This window comes from Acinetobacter sp. AL9 (assembly GCF_041464035.1).
Lineage (GTDB): Bacteria > Pseudomonadota > Gammaproteobacteria > Pseudomonadales > Moraxellaceae > Acinetobacter > Acinetobacter towneri.
This window is the reverse complement of the sequence record NZ_JAYFSK010000004.1, coordinates 72,103-89,099: the sequence shown is the minus strand read 5'-3', so window position 1 is coordinate 89,099 and position 16,997 is coordinate 72,103. Positions and strand designations below refer to the sequence as shown.

Sequence of the window (16,997 nt, the reverse complement as noted above, 5' to 3'; positions counted from 1 at the left end):
TTCGCAAGAGATGCGATGGATGTCTGATGATTTGTAGTCATAAATTTAAGTCCCCACTTGTTTCTAAGTGGGGACTAAATTAAGGCTTATAGGATGAATTCAGAAGGTGTGTTCAGCGGACGCTTACCTTAGAAATGATCAAGGCTAAGATTAGGAATTACATTAAGCTGAATTGCCCAAAACAGTTACATTCATCTTTTTGAACGATTAAGGCATGAATCGCTGCTTGGTTATTTACAGACCACATCATCCATAAATTTTAGGCAATAAAAAACCCAAGTCGTTATGCTTGGGCTTTTTAGAATTTGGCTCTCCCACCTGGGCTCGAACCAGGGACCTGCGGATTAACAGTCCGTCGCTCTACCGACTGAGCTATGGGAGAATCTGAATGCGATTATAAGCAGATTTAAGCAAGGGTCAAGCATAAATTGTCATGTTTCTTTCATTTTGACTTTATATGCTTTTTATTTGAACAAAAAACAAAATTTTATTAAAAAATCACCCACAAGACTTGCGTTACACAAAATCGGTTGTTAGTCTGAGTGACAGAACAAAGCGTTTAAGTAGCATCTTAAACAGTGTGGATTTAACCCAACTTGCCAGCACTAAAATGGCTAAATCGGAGTAAGCGAATGAATACGCTCAGCATTTCTGACATTTTTTCTCAATTTTCTTATTATCAAGAACATTATCTTTCTATCTTGTCTACGCCTGAACAATACTACACTGCTGTAGAAGGCGCGTTTATTCATGTCTGGCCTTTGGCACCTCAAGATTTGTATTTGGGCGATTTATTGCAGTTGTGGTTTAGTGAAAAATGGCTCATTCAATCGACCTGCCAATTGCTTTCAGACCATCCAGACAACGGCACAAAAAAACCATTGCAGCGTGATCATGATTTGTATTTGTACCAACTGGCGGGCAGCGCGCTTTCGGGGAGTAACCGTTCACGCGTGTGGTCTGTGTCTGAACAAAAACAATTGCGTGTAGAATTAGACTTTGCTTTTCGCTATTTATGTGAATATAAAGGAACATCTCAACCTACAGTGTCTAAATCAGAACTGATTACTGCGTTGAAAAACAGTGTTTAATCTATGATGATTGATCATTGCCAGCCAAATAGATTTGCATTGAATCGAGTTAAATGACTCGCACCAAAATAGTGTTATAAACTGTGATAAAAATTTGCGAACAGCTTGAAAAGGATATTCAGCCGTGTGGATTAAAATATGCATTGCCATGCTCGCATTTGCTGCAAATTCTTTGCTGTGTCGTTTGGCATTGGCTGAACAGCAAATTGACCCTATGAGTTTTAGTTTGCTCAGGGTTGGCAGTGGGGCAGTGTGCTTAGGCATATTCTATGCTGTTTTGCAGGTTCAACAACCAATTCAATTCCAATGGAAATCTGCATTAAGCCTTGCTGTATATCTACTCGGTTTTTCGTTGGCATATTTGCATATAGATGCAGGCATTGGTGCATTGATTCTATTTGGCGCAGTGCAAATCACCATGATCAGTTATGCGATTTTGCATGGTGAGCGCATGACTTTGCCGCGCTGGGTCGGGTTAGGTTGTGCTATATTGGGGATGGGTTTGTTGCTATTGCCTGAAGCCAGTACGCCAACGTTCAAATATGCATTGATGATGTTACTGGCAGGTATTGCATGGGGTTTTTACAGTATTGCTGCAAAGACGATGCAGCATGCTTTAACCAATACTCTATCTAATTTCATTCTGGCGACACCACTTGTTGTTGTATTTTTTCTTTGGTATTTACCCGAAAGTTTTATCACTTGGCAGGGTGTGGTTTTGGCAGTGTTGTCGGGTGCATTGGCTTCGGCTGGCGCGTATGTGTTGTGGTACAGCATTGTGAAAAAAATTGATCACATTACCGCAAGTACTGTGCAACTTTCTGTACCGTGTTTGGCGATTTTAGGCGGTGTGATTTTTTTAGGTGAACAACTCACCCTGTTGATGGTCGTGGCAACCTTGATCGTGTTGTGTGGTATTTTGATGGTGATTTTAACCAAACCTCGTGTATAAAACCGTTTAGATTGCTGTTGTTTTGATTTTTTTGTATTGGAATTTTTATATCAATCAAGAAATGATCTTGAGGCTTTTTAAAAGCGTTATTTGTGATCTCTCTCCTCAGAAATGAGGAAAAATGATGAGTGAAAAAACGTAATTAAAACAAAAACCCACGATTCAATCGTGGGTTTTGTTCATCTAAACAGGTTTAGATTATTTGGCAGCTTTTTCAGCTTCGATTGAAGCAATCGCTTCATCTACACCTTCAATTGATTCTGCTGCTTTTTTGATACGTGCAAGCGCATCTACAAGCACTTCGTCTGCAGTTGCATAAGAAATACGCATGAAACCGCCTAAACCGAACGCATCACCAGGAACAACGGCAACACCAGTTTCTTCCAATAACCAAGCAGAGAATTCTGTGCAAGATTTTAAGCCTTTCGCACGAATCAATGGTTTGATGTTTGCATACGCATAGAACGCGCCATCTGCAGGTAAGCAAGAAATACCTTTGATGTCATTCAAACCATTTACAACTAAGTCGTGACGGCGTTTGAATGCTTCAACCATTGGCTCAAGTACGTCTTGTGGGCCGTTCAATGCAGCTTCTGCAGCAACTTGCGAAATAGAAGTTGGGTTAGAAGTCGATTGAGATTGAATTTTCTTCATCGCACCAATTAGTTTAGCAGGGCCCGCTGCATAGCCAATACGCCAGCCAGTCATTGCATAAGCTTTAGACACACCGTTTAATACGATTGTGCGGTCATAAAGGTCTGGTGCAACTGTTGCGATGTTATAGAACTCATCATCCCAACGGATTGGTTCATACATATCGTCAGATGCAATGAATACTTCAGGGTATTTACGTAGTACAGCAGCCAAAGCTTCTAATTCAGCTTTGGTGTAGATCATACCTGTAGGGTTAGATGGGCTGTTTAACACCACTAAACGTGTTTTGTCAGTGATCGCAGCTTCTAATTGTTCAGGCGTGATTTTGAAACGTTGTTCTTCACCACATTCCACAATGACTGGCACGCCTTCAGCAATAATCACCATATCTGGATAGCTTACCCAGAACGGTGCAGGGATAATCACTTCATCACCCTTGTTTAACAAAGCCAACGCCAAGTTAAAGAATGATTGCTTACCACCACAAGACACCAAAATTTGGTTCGCTTGGTAGTCAAGATTATTGTCACGTTTTAATTTTGCGATAATGGCTTTTTTAAGACCAGGCGTACCGTCAACAGCAGTATATTTTGTAAAACCGTTATTAATTGCTGCAATAGCTGCATCTTTGATGTGTTGTGGTGTATCGAAATCCGGTTCACCTGCACCCAAACCAATAACGTTATGACCCGCAGCTTTAAGTTCAGCGGCTTTATTGGTTACTGCAAGTGTTGGGGACGGTTTGATGGCATTGACACGATCAGAGAGACGTACGTCCACGGCATATTCCTTCTTATAGGGATAAAAAAATAAAAAGCATATTATCTTAGCCTAAATTCGATGTCTGCGTCGTTTAAAATTGCATCAAATTAATAAAAAATCACCAAATTAGACCAATTTCCTATGAAATCGTGATTAAAACTGCTGTGAGGTGGAAGTTTCTCGCATCGGGCGGCAAAAAACTTTAAAATAGTCCAAATTTTATAAGAGTGATGGTCATGAGTAAGCAGCAGCCTACTTCAAAAAAACCATTGGTGAATCTCCCATTCCCAATGCCAAACACAGCGCAGGATAATGATCAGGCGGTACATAATTCGGTGCGTCCTAAACCTGAGCAATATGCGGATAAGACTTGGCCACCGCCACGTGGTACTCGTCGTTCGATGGGTAAGCGCTAAAAAAATGCCACAATTACGTGGCATTTTTTATTGATGGGGATTTAAAAGTATTGAAATTAACGAACATGCTTACGCGCTTTGTTGGCAGGTTTTGGCGGCGAGATTTCACGTACGCCATGCCATACATCGCTAAAATCTTGCTCGTTGATATTATACAATTCCAATAAAGCCAAAATCGCTGCACCAAATAGCATTGGGCCTTCTGAATTATTTTGGAACTCGAATACCTTACCATTTAAGTTGTGCAAAATATCCTGAATTTCAAAGACCCGATCACGCCCATTGCTGTCAGTTGGGTACATTTGTGTATTCAATATGATTTTAGCCAAGGCTTTTTCATTATCGCTCAATGCCAAGACTTCAATTAATTCATCGGTGGCAGGGGTAAAAATCACAGAATCACGGTAAATGGTGTGTAGTAATTTTTGCGTTAGTTTAGGCAATGCTTTTTCGACAAAAGGACGAAACGACGCAGGAAAAATCACATTATGGGCAATGCCTTTAAACATAGGGGCAATTTCTTCAACCGTATAACCTGCAATACCACAACCAATTGAAGTTAAAAAATACTTCATTTTAGGATGGTTTTTGGCATAGATTTTAAAGTCATCCACATAGTGCTGAATTTGCGATAGTGGCATTTGTTGTAAATGTTCATTCATGGTTGGAATGGCAAAACTTTGTCCTGCCCAACCGCGCCCGACGCCTTCAACGGCACCAAAAAATTCTTTGGCTGTTCGTGCTGCACCACCTGCATGTTGTCCTGCCATGTTACTGCCAAATACGAAAACAGTATCTTCAGGGAGGCTTTTGATAATTGATTCGTCGTGATATTGGTAAGTCATGAATGTGTGCTTTTATGGTTGTCGTCCTGAAATTTCATGTTGCCTTTGAATAGCCAGTGGGTCAAGTCTTAAAGCAGTTTCCCCGTGCTCAATTTAGTCGTAGCACATCTTCGTTCTAACAGCGTCCAATACAGAATTAAAACCGAGCAATGGCTTTGTAGCTACGCAACATCGCCACAACATATTCGGATGTCCTGAGTGTAGGCAAATCTGCTAAAATATTAGGTCGCATCAAACCTGAGAGCTGCATTTGTGAGTGATAAGCAACCTTTCGATTTAGTCACCAACTATCAACCTGCGGGTGACCAACCACAAGCCATTGAAAAATTGGTTCAAGGGATAGAACAGGGCTATCATGATCAGCTATTACTTGGGGTTACAGGCTCAGGTAAGACTTATACCATGGCCAATGTGATTGCCAGAACACAGCGTCCGACCATTGTCATGGCACATAACAAAACGCTGGCAGCGCAGTTGTATGGTGAGTTTAAAGCGTTCTTTCCGAACAACGCAGTCGAATATTTTGTCAGTTACTATGACTATTATCAGCCTGAAGCCTATGTACCATCTTCCGATACTTTTATTGAAAAAGATGCGTCTATTAATGATCATATTGACCAAATGCGACTCTCGGCCACACGTGCTTTGCTAGAGCGTCGTGATGCCATTATTGTCGCATCGGTATCTGCAATTTACGGTTTGGGTGACCCCAATGCTTATATGAGCATGTTGCTGCATGTGGTGCAAGGTGATCGGGTGAATCGTGATGATTTGATCCGTCGTTTGGTGGAAATGCAATATAGCCGTAATGAGCTAGAGCTTTTGCGCGGTACTTACCGTATTCGTGGTGAAATTTTAGATATTTTCCCTGCTGAATCTGATCAGCATGCTATTCGCATAGAATTATTTGATGATGAAGTCGATTCGATTCGTTGGTTTGATCCATTAACAGGCAAATTGGTGCGTAAAGTGCCGCGCGTGACTATTTATCCTAAAAGTCACTATGTTACGCCTAAGGATAATTTGGAACGTGCGATTGGTACCATTAAAGAAGAACTAAAAGAGCGTTTGGTGTTTTTTCGCGAACATGACAAATTGCTAGAAGCGCAGCGCATAGAACAACGTACCCGCTATGATTTAGAAATGATGCAGCAATTGGGCTATACCAACGGCATCGAAAACTATTCACGACATTTGTCTGGACGACCTGCAGGCGAAGCACCGCCCACTTTGTTTGATTATGTACCTGATGATGCCTTGCTGATTATTGATGAATCGCACGTGACCGTTCCGCAAATTGGCGCGATGTATAAAGGTGACCGATCACGTAAAGAAAACTTGGTGAATTATGGTTTCCGTTTACCTAGTGCGTTAGACAACCGTCCAATGAAATTTGAAGAATGGGAGCGCATCGTCCCATCCACAATTTATGTGAGCGCTACACCTGCACAATATGAGTTGGAAAAATCGCAACAAATTGTAGAGCAAGTGGTGCGTCCAACAGGATTGATTGACCCAGAAATTGAAATTCGTCCTGTGTTAACGCAGGTGGATGATGTGCTGTCTGAAATCAATTTGCGTAAAGAATTGAATGAGCGGGTGTTGGTCACCACTTTAACCAAACGCATGGCTGAAGATTTGACCTCGTATTTAAAAGAATACGGCATTCAAGTGGCTTATTTACACTCTGATATTGATACCGTAGAACGCGTCAAAATTATTCACGAATTACGTACAGGCGTGCATGATGTCTTGGTTGGCATTAACCTGTTACGAGAAGGTTTAGACATGCCTGAAGTGTCTTTAGTGGCAATTTTAGATGCCGACAAAGAAGGCTTTTTACGTTCAGAACGTTCGTTGATTCAAACCATTGGACGTGCAGCACGTAACTTGAAAGGTAAAGCAATTTTATATGCAGATCGCATTACCGATTCAATGCAAAAGGCGATAGATGAAACAGAGCGTCGTCGTGCCAAACAAATTGAATTTAATGAATTGCACGGCATTACTCCACGTAGTGCAGTGCGTCAGGTGATTAAAGAAATCGACACAGGTGAAGTGCTGAACGATGAGCAAATTGATGAAAAAATCAATGCACAAAGCCGTGCTTTAAGTGACGATGAACAGCACATTTTGGCTGATCCTAAACTGTATGCCAAACATATTGCCAAACTTGAAAAAGAGATGTTGAAAGCATCTAAAGAACTGCAATTTGAACAAGCGGCTCGTTTACGTGATGAAATTTTGCGTTTAAAAGCGCAAATGTTGCAATCTGGCTAAATTGGGGCGAATTGCACTGTCAGTGTAAGTGCGAGTTTGCATACTAAACTTGCTATGTAAAATTTGAGTTGCAAAAATTACATATCCATACAGTAAATTGAAATGCTTGCGGTTATTTTTGAAGAAGATAAACAAAATTGACTGAACATTAGAGTTTAGAGGTTGGGACAATGGCTAAAAAACTTCCGTTTGCAGGTGCGCGACTTGCCAAAATTGCCCTTGGTGGTGTGGTGCTGATTGGTTTGGGTGCTGCGACTATGGCATATTCCAAAACCAATGAACCGATGAAAACGGTAGAAAAAGTCGAATTAGATAAATATTTAGGCGTTTGGTATGAGGTTGCAAGAAAGCCTTTATATTTCCAAAACAAATGCGGTTCAAATGTAACAGCAGCATATACATTGAATGAAAATGGCAATGTGCAGGTGGATAACCGTTGTATTGCAAAAGATGGCAAACAAATGCGTGCTTTGGGCGAAGCTTTTGTACAAAATGCGCCTTTTAACAGCAAACTCAAAGTTAGCTTTTTACCTGAAGTCATTCGTTGGTTGCCTGTAGGGCGTGGTGATTATTGGGTGTTAAAGCTAGATGATGACTATCAAACTGCCTTGGTGGGTGAACCACGCCGTAAATATTTATGGGTACTTTCACGTACGCCGCATCCTGATCAGGCTGTCGTGACTGAATATCTGAACTATGCCAAATCACTCGGTTATGACTTAAGTGATGTGATTTATACCAGACATACGCAAACTAAAAAGTCAGACTAAGTTGCAGCAGCTCCAGAGCTACTTATAGATATAAGCAGACAAACGTATGCAGACCAATTGACCACGCAAAAGCTGCGTGGTTTTTTATATCCTGTCATTTTAAATTTTGAACATTCGATCAATCTCTAAAACAACGTATATATGAGTATAATGCCGACTAATATAGGGGAGAGTCGGATGTATAAAGGCATTGCACTATCGGTTTTAGCATCGGTCACTTTTGGGGTGCTGTATTTTTATACCCAATTACTCAAACCTTTAGACAGCGAAGAAACTTTTGCGTGGCGTATGTTGGCAACTTTGCCATTCCTAACTTTGTTTATGTGGTGGTCGGGAGATTTAAAACATATTTCCGCGATTTTTCAGCGGCTCAAACAACAACCACAATTCATACTTTGGCTGATTTTTAGTTCTTTTTTATGCACTACGCAATTGTGGTTATTTTTGTGGGGGCCGATTAACGGGCGTGGTTTGCAGGTTTCTTTGGGTTATTTCTTATTGCCTTTGATCATGGTTTTGCTTGGCTGTGTGCTATATAAAGAAAAGTTATCGACTTGGCAGATGGCAGCAGTTGCCTTAGCCGTGCTAGGTGTCAGTCATGAAATCTGGCGCATTGGCACGGTGGCGTGGGAAACCTTATATGTGGCATTTGCCTATCCTTTATATTTCTTTTTACGTCGGGTCTTTCAAACCGATCACTTGGGCGGGTTTTGGTGGGATTTACTGCTAGTTATTCCTGTCGCGGTATATTTAGGCTTTTATTATAGTGACAGTGTAAATGTCATCGCAGCTTTTCCATATTTAATTTGGTTGGTACTTGGATTGGGCTTTTTAAGTGCATTGGGACTTGGCAGTTATATTTTGGCCAGCCGCCATTTGCCTTTTGTGATTTTTGGTTTACTGAGTTATTTAGAACCTGTGCTGTTGGCTTTTGTGTCTATGTTGTTAGGTGAACGAGTTGAAGCAGGGGAATGGCTGACTTATATCCCAATTTGGTTGGCAGTTGCATTATTGGTGGTTGAAGGGTGCTTGCATTTAAGAAAGCAAAAAATGAATCAGCAAGATTTACAGCGGAAAATTCAACAGTCATCTGAATAATAAAAGCCGTCGTTATGGTGAGATATTCAAATTTCCAAGAGGATAATGAGGTTTGGCATCATCCTCCTTTTCGTCTAAAAAATTGAACTTTTGTTGAAAAAACTAAAATCACAAAAATAATTACAACTATTTTATGAATTTATAGTGAATATATAGGAAAATATTCGGGTCAGTACCAGCTTTTGATTCAATCTTGACGACAATTCCATTACAATTATCGGGTTTTGAAATTCATGCCTAGATATACAATTAATTAGAGGACGTATCTGTGAGCAAAGAGACTATCATCGCCCTACACGCAGAGCACCAAGGTCGCTGGAAAAACCGTGAAGAAATCGCGGAACGTATGATTGCTTTACTCGGTCAGTTGTACCGTGAAAAAAATATCATGGTTTCAGTTTTTGGTCGTTCTTTAGTTAACCGTTCTGTGATTCAAATTTTGAAAGCACACCGTCGTACTCGTATGATGGACGTAGAACTTTCAGTTGTTCACACTTTCCCATTGCTTGAAGCTTTGGCTAAAGTAGACAACATCGGTTCAGCAGAAATCGACTTAGGTAAACTTGCTGTTGAATATAAAGAAAAAGGCGGCGATGTAAATGCATTTGTTGCAGACGCTGTGAAATCTTTAGCGGGCAATCCAACAACTGTAGAAAGCAAAGATGTTGTACTTTACGGTTTTGGTCGTATTGGTCGTATCCTTGCGCGTTTAATCATTGGTCAATCTGGTCTTGGCCGTGGCTTAAACCTTAAAGCAATTGTGGTACGTAAATCGTCTGATGGTGATTTAGAAAAACGTGCGTCTTTATTGCGTCGTGACTCTATTCACGGTCCATTTGCAGGCACAATTTCTGTAGATGAAGAAAATGAAGCAATTATCGCAAATGGTAACTTCATTAAAGTGATCTATGCGTCTAACCCATCTGAAGTAGACTATACGGCTTATGGCATCAACAATGCATTGGTGATTGACAACACAGGTAAATGGCGTGATGCAGAAGGTCTTGCACAACACCTTCAATGCCCAGGTGCTGCACGCGTAATTTTAACTGCACCTGGTAAAGGTGACATGAAAAACGTGGTGTACGGTGTTAACCAAGCAGACATTCTTGATGAAGATACCATTATTTCTGCAGCAAGCTGTACAACAAACGCAATTACACCAACTTTAAAAGTGTTGCATGACAAGTACACTGTTGTGAATGGTCACGTTGAAACTGTTCACTCATTCACTAACGACCAAAACTTGATTGATAACTATCACAAGGCTGATCGTCGTGGTCGCGCAGCAACATTGAACATGGTTATTACCGAAACAGGTGCAGCGAAAGCTGTTGCGAAAGCATTGCCTGCATTACAAGGTAAATTAACAGGTAACTCTGTGCGTGTTCCAACGCCAAACGTATCACTTGCAATCTTGAACTTAACGCTTGAGAAAGAAGTAGATCGTGAAGAAGTGAACGAATACATTCGTCAAATTTCAATTCACTCTAATCTTCAAGGTCAAATTGGTTATACCAACTCGACTGAAGTGGTTTCAAGTGACTTCATTGGTTCGCGTACTGCAGGTGTATTTGATGCGCAAGCAACCATTACTTCAGGCAACCGTTTAACTGCTTACGTTTGGTATGACAACGAAGTGGGTTATAGCTGCCAAGTATTGCGTATTGCTGAACAAATGGGCGGCGTAAGCTATCCTAAAGTTCCTGCTGAAACAAATGCATAATTTGTAGATACAGAATTTAAAATCAAAAAGAGCTTCAAATGAAGCTCTTTTTTTTGCATTTATTTCATTCTTAAATATAAGGATGAGTGTTGAAATTTCCACCTAATACGCTATCCTAAACTTACCAAAATAAAGTCTATGCTAAAAAGTAAGTAGATTTGATTTTGCTTTCAAGCTTTCAAAGCCTGAACAATAGAAATAACAGAAGGATACCGTTATGCAATATGCAACCAGTCACTTACTCGGGCAAGTCCTTGCTAAAGATTGTCCATCACGGATTCGTTTAGAACATTTAGCCAATAAATGGTCAATGTTGGTGTTGCATTGTTTAAGCGAAGGTTTGCACCGCTTTAGTGAGCTAAGACAGCGCATTGAAGGGGTGAGTGAAAAAATGCTGGCGCAAACCCTGAAAACTCTTGAGCAAGATGGGTTAATTTTACGTACAGTTTACCCAACGGTGCCGCCTAAAGTGGAATATCAACTCACTTTTGAAGGCTCACAAATTGCAGCAAGAGTGAATCAACTGATTGAGTATTTAGAACAGCATTTGCCTGAAACTTCACAGCAATCTTCTCACTAATGGATTACTCATCTTTTAGGGAAGTCGCTGTAGATGTTCCTACTCCAAAGCACATTCTGGATGATTAAATAGTGCGTCGATGTGAAAAATCATAACGATCAATCAGCAAAATCCCGATGGCAAATACCAAAATACTGACAACACAACCCATCCAGCCCCGGTGTTGCCATGCGTAGACCGCCGTCAGTGAACCAAGTGCTGCACCTGAAAAATAAATAGTCATATATACCGCATTAATGCGGGAACGTGCGGTGGCATCAATTCGGTACACCAAGTTTTGATTCAATACGTGAAAAGCAGTTAGACCAAAATAACTCATCAATACGCCAACGGCATAAGCCACAATATTCTGCTGTGCAAAAAAGAGTGGAATGCAAGAAAACAACATCAAGCCAATACATAATATTGCGACAAAATTCTCACGACCTTTGCCGACCGTTTTACCCGACCAACTTGACGAGAAAATTCCAATCACACCCAATAAACCAAAAAGCCCAATTTGAAAATCACTAAAATAATAAGGCGGATTGGCTAAAACAAAAGTCATGGAAGTAAAAACCAAGGACAAAATGGCAAAGCCCAAAGCGCCCGCGCACGCTCTACGAATTAAATGTGGTTGGGTTATAGCCAACTGAATTAAAGAACGATAAATGCCCGCTACAGTTAAATTTTTATTGGCAGCCGTAGATGGAAGTTTTGTCCACATTAGGCCTGCAAAAAGTAGGGTGATGATGCCGCTGCTGAAATAGACAGCTTGCCAAGACCAATAGGTCGATACAAAACCCGCGAAAGTGCGCGATAAAATAATCCCCATTACCAAGCCACTCATCAATTTGCCGACAATGGCAGCACTCGATTCAGGTGGACTGATGCTAGATCCAAACGGAATAAGCACTTGTGCAGAAATCGCACCAAAAGTGGCACATACGGTAAAGAAATACAGCATGGCTAAATTGCTGCTAAAAGACAGCAAAATTTGAGAAAACGCAGCAAAAACCATCAGGCTGACAATCAATTTACGCTTATTCAGCAAGTCACCCAAAGGCACGAGTAACATTAAACCCAGCCCATAACCTATTTGTGCTAAAACCACAGCAAAGCCTGCCTGACTGGTGCTAATTCCTAAACTTTTTTCAATTGAATAAATTAAAGGCTGATTAAAATACGCCGACCCTGCACACAAGCCACAGGCGGTTGCCATGAGCAAAACAAATTTAGGTGATAAAGCAGGCGTAGTTGTGGTGGCAACAGCATTAGACATGGCGGCAGAAAGCAAACAAGGGTTAAAGCACTATAAGAACTTAGATGAGGAAGGAGAAATAAGAAAAAACGATCATATCATTGCTAAAAGGAATGAGTGTTTTGAACAATCAGCGATAAAAAGCAGCTCTGTATACGATTGCATAAATATAATTCGAGAAATTCTCTAAAATATGGCAGAATATACGGCTTTTAAAGTTTTTAGAGGATTGGCAAGATGCGCTTTGTTGATGAAGCAGTCATTACCGTAGAGGCTGGCGACGGTGGCAATGGCGTAGCCAGTTTTCGCCGAGAGAAATTTGTACCATTTGGTGGGCCAGATGGCGGTGATGGTGGTCGTGGCGGCAGTATTTTTATTCAAGCCGACGACAACGCAAGCACCCTTGTAGATTATCGTTATACCCGTAAATTTCGCGCTGAACGTGGTAAAAACGGGTCGGGCGCAAACTGTGCAGGTCGTGGCGGTGAATCTGTCGTTTTGACCGTTCCAGTGGGCACAACCATTGTAGATACAGACTCTGGCGATATTATTGCAGATTTAGTCGAAAGCGGTCAGAAAGTATTGGTCGCTCAAGGCGGTGATGGTGGTTTAGGGAATACTCACTTTAAATCATCTACCAACCGAACACCGCGTAAATTCACGCATGGTACCAAAGGTGAATTCCGTGAAATCCGTTTGGAGTTGAAAGTCCTTGCCGATGTAGGCTTGCTAGGCATGCCAAACGCGGGTAAATCGACCTTTATTCGTGCCGTGTCTGCGGCAAAACCAAAAGTTGCTGACTATCCATTTACCACCATGGTGCCAAATTTAGGCGTGGTGGATGCAGATCGTCATCGTTCTTTTGTCATGGCAGATATTCCAGGACTAATTGAAGGTGCAGCAGAAGGCGCAGGTTTGGGGATTCGCTTCCTGAAACACTTGGCGCGTACTCGTATTTTACTGCACATTGTGGATGTTCAACCTATTGATGGTTCTGATCCTGCGTACAATGCCAAAGCAATTCTGCAAGAGTTGGAAAAATTCTCTCCAACTTTGGCAAAGTTACCAATCGTGTTGGTGTTGAATAAACTTGATCAACTTCCTGAAGATTCACGTGAAGAATGGTGTAAACACATTCTTGAAGAATTGCAGTGGGATGGTCCTGTGTTCAAAACTTCAGGCTTAATGTCTGAAGGTACACAGCAAGTGGTGTATTACTTGATGGATCAAATTGAGCAACAACGTGAACGCGAAGTTGAAGATCCTGAGTACGCAGCAGAAATGAAAGCATTCCGTGATCAGCTGGAAGCTGAAACACGTGAACAAACCATTGCCGCGAAAGAAGCGTATCGTGAGATGCGCCGTCAGCAACGTCTTGCAGGTATGTTGGGCGATGACGACGAAGACGATGATGGTGAAGATGGCGAAGTAGAAGTGTACTACGTACGCTAAGCGCTACAAAAAGTGACTGAGGACAAGATGATAGAAGTGGTAGATGGGCAACGTCAGCTCAAGGGTTGTAAACGAATCGTTGTTAAAATCGGATCATCTTTACTCACAGCCAATGGGCAAGGTTTAGATTTGGATGCAATCTCGCATTGGGCGGGACAAATTGCAGATCTACACAATGCTGGACACGAAATTATTTTAGTGTCATCGGGAGCTGTGGCTGAAGGTATGGTGCGAATGAAACTTGAGCATCGACCCACCGATCTACCCAGTCTTCAGGCATGCGCTGCCATTGGTCAAATGGGCTTGATTCAAACTTGGTCAAGTGTGCTGGAAAAACACCAGATTCAAACTGCACAAGTCCTATTAACCCATGATGATTTGGCAGATCGTCGTCGTTATTTAAACTCGTGCGATGCATTGCAAAACCTGATTGAATGGCGCGTGATACCAGTCATTAATGAAAATGACACAGTGTCTACTGACGAAATTCGCTTTGGTGATAACGACACTTTGGCTGCGATGGTGGCAGGGCAGGTACATGCAGATTTGTTGATTATTTTGACCGATCAGCAAGGCATGTTTGACTCCGACCCACGTTCTAATCCAAACGCAAAACTGTTCCATACTGTACGCGCTTTGGATGAAAGTCTGTTTGATATGGCGGGTGGTGGCGGCAAGTTTGGGCGCGGTGGCATGCTGACCAAAGTCCGTGCAGCGCGTTTGGCGGCTAAATCGGGTTGTCCAACTTTAATTGCCAGTGGTGAAAGTGACAATGTGCTTGCGCGTTTAATGGCGGGCGAAATGTTGGGTACACTGTTCATTACTGACAATGACCGTATTGCAGCGCATCAACAGTGGTTGGCGGCACATTTACAAACGGCAGGACGTTTGGTGATTGATGATGGCGCAGTCAAAGCCATTAAAGAAAATCATCGCAGTTTATTGCCTGTGGGTGTAAAAGCGGTAGAAGGGCATTTTGAACGTGGCGATGTGGTGGAGTGTGTAGATACACAAGGTCATCGTGTCGCTGTGGGACGTGTTAATTTTAGTTCACGTTCTGCAGATTTGGTCAAAGGCTTGGCTTCTGACAAAGTGCATCAGGTGTTAGGCGAGGCACGTTCGTTGGAGATGATCCATCGCAATCACATGGCTATTTACTAGCAAAAACATGCACTTACTTGCAGTGTGCAAAACGCTATGAAAGTGATTGAAAATCAATATTTTTATCTCACTTTGTACTGTTAAGCAATAACAAGTAATTTCATTGAAACACCGTACACATAGAGGTTAAACTGGAGGTTAAATCAGTCTAATCTCTTTTTTATGTGGTTCTAACCTCCACAGGTGTGCAATGCTTACTAAACAACAGATTGAAGCCATAAAACCAAAAGAAAAGCTGTTTAAAATCAGTGATGGCGACATGCTTTATATATTCACCTCTCCAACTGGAAAGAAAGTCTGGAAGGTGCTTTATACGCTTGATGGAAAAAAAGGGACTATCACAATAGGCGAGTATCCGCTTATCTCTATTAAAGAAGCACGATTGAAACGTGATGAAATAAAAATCATGCTGGCCAGTGGTATAAGTCCAGGTCAGAAAAAGAAAGAAGAAAAGCAAAAGCAGCTTGAAGGCATGAGCTTTAGAGAGTTGATTGAATCTTATAGGGATGTTGTATCCCCTACTCATAAAGGACATAAGCAGGAAGTTGCTTCTCTCAACTTATTTATCAGGTTATTTCCTAAACTTATGCAGAAGCCAGTTAGCCAGGTGGATCAGCTCGATATGATTGAGTTGAGAAATGAACGCCTGAAGATGGTCAAGGCTGCAACAGTTAAGAGAGATTTAGGATTGCTGGGTAGTGTGTTCAAATATGCACGACAGGAGCTTCGTATCATCACAGGTTCACCATTGACTGATATTTCAAAACCAAGTGAATCAGATCATAGGGATAGACGCATCTCTCAAAATGAAATAGATCAGATTCTAAAAGCATTCAGTTATCACCCAACATTCCAGCCAGTGAATAAAAAACAGCAGACCGCTTGGGCATTCTTGTTTGCTATCGAAACAGCAATGAGAGCCAGCGAAATAGTTGGTATGAAATGGCTGAATATCACGGATGATTATGTATTGTTACCTGATACAAAAAACGGTACTTCGCGGAAGGTTCCACTCTCCATGAAAGCAAAAGAATTGCTGGAGTTGATGAAGGGAATCCACGAAGAAACAGTTTGCACTCTCACAAGTGCAAATACTTTATCGAGCTACTTTTGGCAGGTCGTTACTGAAAAACTAAAAATTGAAGATTTAAATTTCCACGATACCAGGCATGAGGCCACCACAAGGCTATCCCAAAAGCTACCAGTTCAAGACTTGGCAAAAGTCACAGGACATAAAGATTTAAAAACGCTGATGAAGTATTACAACCCAACTGCTACGGAGCTGGCGAATAAAATTAATGGGGTGGGGTGATGGCTAGAAAAAGAGAAAAACAATGTGATGGCGGTTTTTTGAATACCTCTATATCTGAGCAGAGCTTATATTTATTTGATGGCCTGAATATTGATAGGCAATCTTTTTTGGATGATGCTGGCTTGATTCTGGGTAGAGCGAAACTAGATATTCAGGTCAGAGAAACAAGAAATTCAGCGCAGGAGGATGTTATCCACCTTGAGAAAATGGAGAGATTAATTAAAAATTTAGTTGATGAAATTAACCTAACATCATTAAATCAAAATGCTTATATGCTTGAAGCCTGGCACAAGATGGGGCTAAGTAGCTTACTTGATAAAGAATTAAAATCCTTATTAATTAAATATCAATGCTCAATTATTTACTCAAAAGAAGAAATCAAAAAATATTCTAATTTAAAAGGAAGAAATACAAATCATATTGAAGCTAATCTTATCTGCACAATAAATTTTCTTTTTGAAAAGTGTAAGACTGGCAAGGTCAAGGCTGAAGATAAATATAGTTTTATCAGTGATTTTTTGCGATTAAATCAAATACCGACAGTTCCAAAAGATATTGATAAAATTAGAAAAATTATAAGTAAAAATAAAAACAGGTAGTTATTCAACTTAAAGAGGGTGATTTTCTACCCTGATACACAAATCTTAGAAAAACGACA

At 41.1% G+C, this 16,997-nt stretch carries 16 protein-coding genes and 1 tRNA gene; 13 read left to right on the top strand and 4 right to left on the bottom strand.

All coding sequences use genetic code 11. The annotated features are described in order from the left end of the window. Positions 1–306: 306 nt before the first annotated feature. Positions 307–382 (bottom strand) — tRNA-Asn (locus ACEO2X_RS01890). A gap of 250 nt (positions 383–632) precedes the next feature. Here ACEO2X_RS01890 and ACEO2X_RS01885 point away from each other — a divergent pair. Together ACEO2X_RS01885 and ACEO2X_RS01880 are read left to right on the top strand one after the other, a co-directional pair. Next, positions 633–1,091, top strand: coding sequence for a hypothetical protein (locus ACEO2X_RS01885; protein WP_004971712.1), 459 nt, complete (start codon positions 633–635; stop codon positions 1,089–1,091). A gap of 124 nt (positions 1,092–1,215) precedes the next feature. Continuing rightward, the gene (locus ACEO2X_RS01880) at positions 1,216–2,043 is read left to right on the top strand and encodes a DMT family transporter (RefSeq protein ID WP_371970994.1); all 828 of its coding nucleotides are present in this window, start codon (positions 1,216–1,218) and stop codon (positions 2,041–2,043) included. 198 nt (positions 2,044–2,241) lie between these two features. On the opposite strand, the gene ACEO2X_RS01875 is transcribed toward ACEO2X_RS01880, so the two are convergent. Then, a complete protein-coding gene (locus tag ACEO2X_RS01875; protein WP_004971708.1) occupies positions 2,242–3,477 on the bottom strand; it encodes a pyridoxal phosphate-dependent aminotransferase in 1,236 nt (411 codons plus the stop codon). Between the two features lie 218 nt (positions 3,478–3,695). Here ACEO2X_RS01875 and ACEO2X_RS01870 point away from each other — a divergent pair, with 218 nt between their 5' ends. Then, positions 3,696–3,875 (top strand): hypothetical protein, encoded by a 180-nt coding sequence (locus ACEO2X_RS01870; protein ID WP_004971707.1) that lies wholly within the window; start codon positions 3,696–3,698, stop codon positions 3,873–3,875. 56 nt (positions 3,876–3,931) lie between these two features. Here ACEO2X_RS01870 and ACEO2X_RS01865 read toward each other — a convergent pair whose 3' ends face one another. Next, complete coding sequence (locus tag ACEO2X_RS01865) at positions 3,932–4,720, bottom strand: hypothetical protein (protein WP_004971705.1); 789 nt, start codon at positions 4,718–4,720, stop codon at positions 3,932–3,934. A gap of 252 nt (positions 4,721–4,972) precedes the next feature. On the opposite strand from ACEO2X_RS01865, the gene uvrB reads away from it, so the two are divergent. The 5 genes from uvrB to ACEO2X_RS01840 all read left to right on the top strand — a co-directional run bounded on the left by uvrB (position 4,973) and on the right by ACEO2X_RS01840 (position 11,174). After that, on the top strand, positions 4,973–7,000 hold the full coding sequence (gene uvrB, locus ACEO2X_RS01860) for an excinuclease ABC subunit UvrB (protein WP_371970993.1): 2,028 nt from the start codon (positions 4,973–4,975) through the stop codon (positions 6,998–7,000). A 170-nt stretch (positions 7,001–7,170) separates the two neighbouring features. Continuing rightward, positions 7,171–7,770: a lipocalin family protein gene (locus tag ACEO2X_RS01855; protein WP_004971700.1), complete on the top strand. Its 600-nt coding sequence runs from the start codon at positions 7,171–7,173 to the stop codon at positions 7,768–7,770. A 177-nt stretch (positions 7,771–7,947) separates the two neighbouring features. Continuing rightward, complete coding sequence (rarD, locus tag ACEO2X_RS01850) at positions 7,948–8,868, top strand: EamA family transporter RarD (RefSeq protein ID WP_371970992.1); 921 nt, start codon at positions 7,948–7,950, stop codon at positions 8,866–8,868. Between the two features lie 268 nt (positions 8,869–9,136). Continuing rightward, a complete protein-coding gene (locus ACEO2X_RS01845; RefSeq protein WP_004971695.1) occupies positions 9,137–10,594 on the top strand; it encodes a glyceraldehyde-3-phosphate dehydrogenase in 1,458 nt (485 codons plus the stop codon). Between the two features lie 217 nt (positions 10,595–10,811). After that, entirely contained in the window at positions 10,812–11,174 is a 363-nt protein-coding gene (locus ACEO2X_RS01840) for a helix-turn-helix domain-containing protein (RefSeq protein ID WP_004971692.1), read from the top strand. 64 nt (positions 11,175–11,238) lie between these two features. Here ACEO2X_RS01840 and ACEO2X_RS01835 read toward each other — a convergent pair whose 3' ends face one another. Then, positions 11,239–12,435 (bottom strand): MFS transporter, encoded by a 1,197-nt coding sequence (locus tag ACEO2X_RS01835; protein WP_371970991.1) that lies wholly within the window; start codon positions 12,433–12,435, stop codon positions 11,239–11,241. Between ACEO2X_RS01835 and ACEO2X_RS01830 the strand changes: the two genes are divergently transcribed. The 5 genes from ACEO2X_RS01830 (at position 12,374) to ACEO2X_RS01810 (ending at position 16,938) form a co-directional block, all read left to right on the top strand. Beyond that, a complete protein-coding gene (locus ACEO2X_RS01830; RefSeq protein WP_225531281.1) occupies positions 12,374–12,604 on the top strand; it encodes a hypothetical protein in 231 nt (76 codons plus the stop codon). The two genes, ACEO2X_RS01835 and ACEO2X_RS01830, sit on opposite strands and share 62 nt — an antisense overlap. Before the next feature lie 47 nt (positions 12,605–12,651). After that, entirely contained in the window at positions 12,652–13,866 is a 1,215-nt protein-coding gene (gene cgtA, locus ACEO2X_RS01825) for an Obg family GTPase CgtA (protein ID WP_004971687.1), read from the top strand. A gap of 27 nt (positions 13,867–13,893) precedes the next feature. Beyond that, a complete protein-coding gene (gene proB, locus ACEO2X_RS01820; RefSeq protein WP_096901091.1) occupies positions 13,894–15,027 on the top strand; it encodes a glutamate 5-kinase in 1,134 nt (377 codons plus the stop codon). Positions 15,028–15,217: 190 nt separating this feature from the next. Further along, positions 15,218–16,339 carry a tyrosine-type recombinase/integrase gene (locus ACEO2X_RS01815; RefSeq protein WP_371970990.1) on the top strand — a complete coding sequence of 374 codons (1,122 nt, stop codon included), beginning with the start codon at positions 15,218–15,220 and terminating at the stop codon, positions 16,337–16,339. Continuing rightward, on the top strand, positions 16,339–16,938 hold the full coding sequence (locus tag ACEO2X_RS01810; RefSeq protein ID WP_371970989.1) for a hypothetical protein: 600 nt from the start codon (positions 16,339–16,341) through the stop codon (positions 16,936–16,938). Before ACEO2X_RS01815 ends, ACEO2X_RS01810 begins: the two co-directional genes overlap by 1 nt. The last annotated feature ends 59 nt before the right edge of the window (positions 16,939–16,997 follow it).

What these genes read in the sequence shown, in the direction of transcription:
- ACEO2X_RS01885 (WP_004971712.1), top strand. Translation starts at nt 633, where the DNA reads ATGAATACGCTCAGCATTTCTGACATTTTTTCTCAATTTTCTTATTAT.
- ACEO2X_RS01870 (WP_004971707.1), top strand. Translation starts at nt 3,696, where the DNA reads ATGAGTAAGCAGCAGCCTACTTCAAAAAAACCATTGGTGAATCTCCCA.
- ACEO2X_RS01865 (WP_004971705.1), bottom strand. Translation starts at nt 4,720, where the DNA reads ATGACTTACCAATATCACGACGAATCAATTATCAAAAGCCTCCCTGAA.
- ACEO2X_RS01855 (WP_004971700.1), top strand. Translation starts at nt 7,171, where the DNA reads ATGGCTAAAAAACTTCCGTTTGCAGGTGCGCGACTTGCCAAAATTGCC.
- rarD (WP_371970992.1), top strand. Translation starts at nt 7,948, where the DNA reads ATGTATAAAGGCATTGCACTATCGGTTTTAGCATCGGTCACTTTTGGG.
- ACEO2X_RS01840 (WP_004971692.1), top strand. Translation starts at nt 10,812, where the DNA reads ATGCAATATGCAACCAGTCACTTACTCGGGCAAGTCCTTGCTAAAGAT.
- ACEO2X_RS01830 (WP_225531281.1), top strand. Translation starts at nt 12,374, where the DNA reads ATGAGCAAAACAAATTTAGGTGATAAAGCAGGCGTAGTTGTGGTGGCA.
- ACEO2X_RS01835 (WP_371970991.1), bottom strand. Translation starts at nt 12,435, where the DNA reads ATGTCTAATGCTGTTGCCACCACAACTACGCCTGCTTTATCACCTAAA.
- cgtA (WP_004971687.1), top strand. Translation starts at nt 12,652, where the DNA reads ATGCGCTTTGTTGATGAAGCAGTCATTACCGTAGAGGCTGGCGACGGT.
- proB (WP_096901091.1), top strand. Translation starts at nt 13,894, where the DNA reads ATGATAGAAGTGGTAGATGGGCAACGTCAGCTCAAGGGTTGTAAACGA.
- ACEO2X_RS01815 (WP_371970990.1), top strand. Translation starts at nt 15,218, where the DNA reads ATGCTTACTAAACAACAGATTGAAGCCATAAAACCAAAAGAAAAGCTG.
- ACEO2X_RS01810 (WP_371970989.1), top strand. Translation starts at nt 16,339, where the DNA reads ATGGCTAGAAAAAGAGAAAAACAATGTGATGGCGGTTTTTTGAATACC.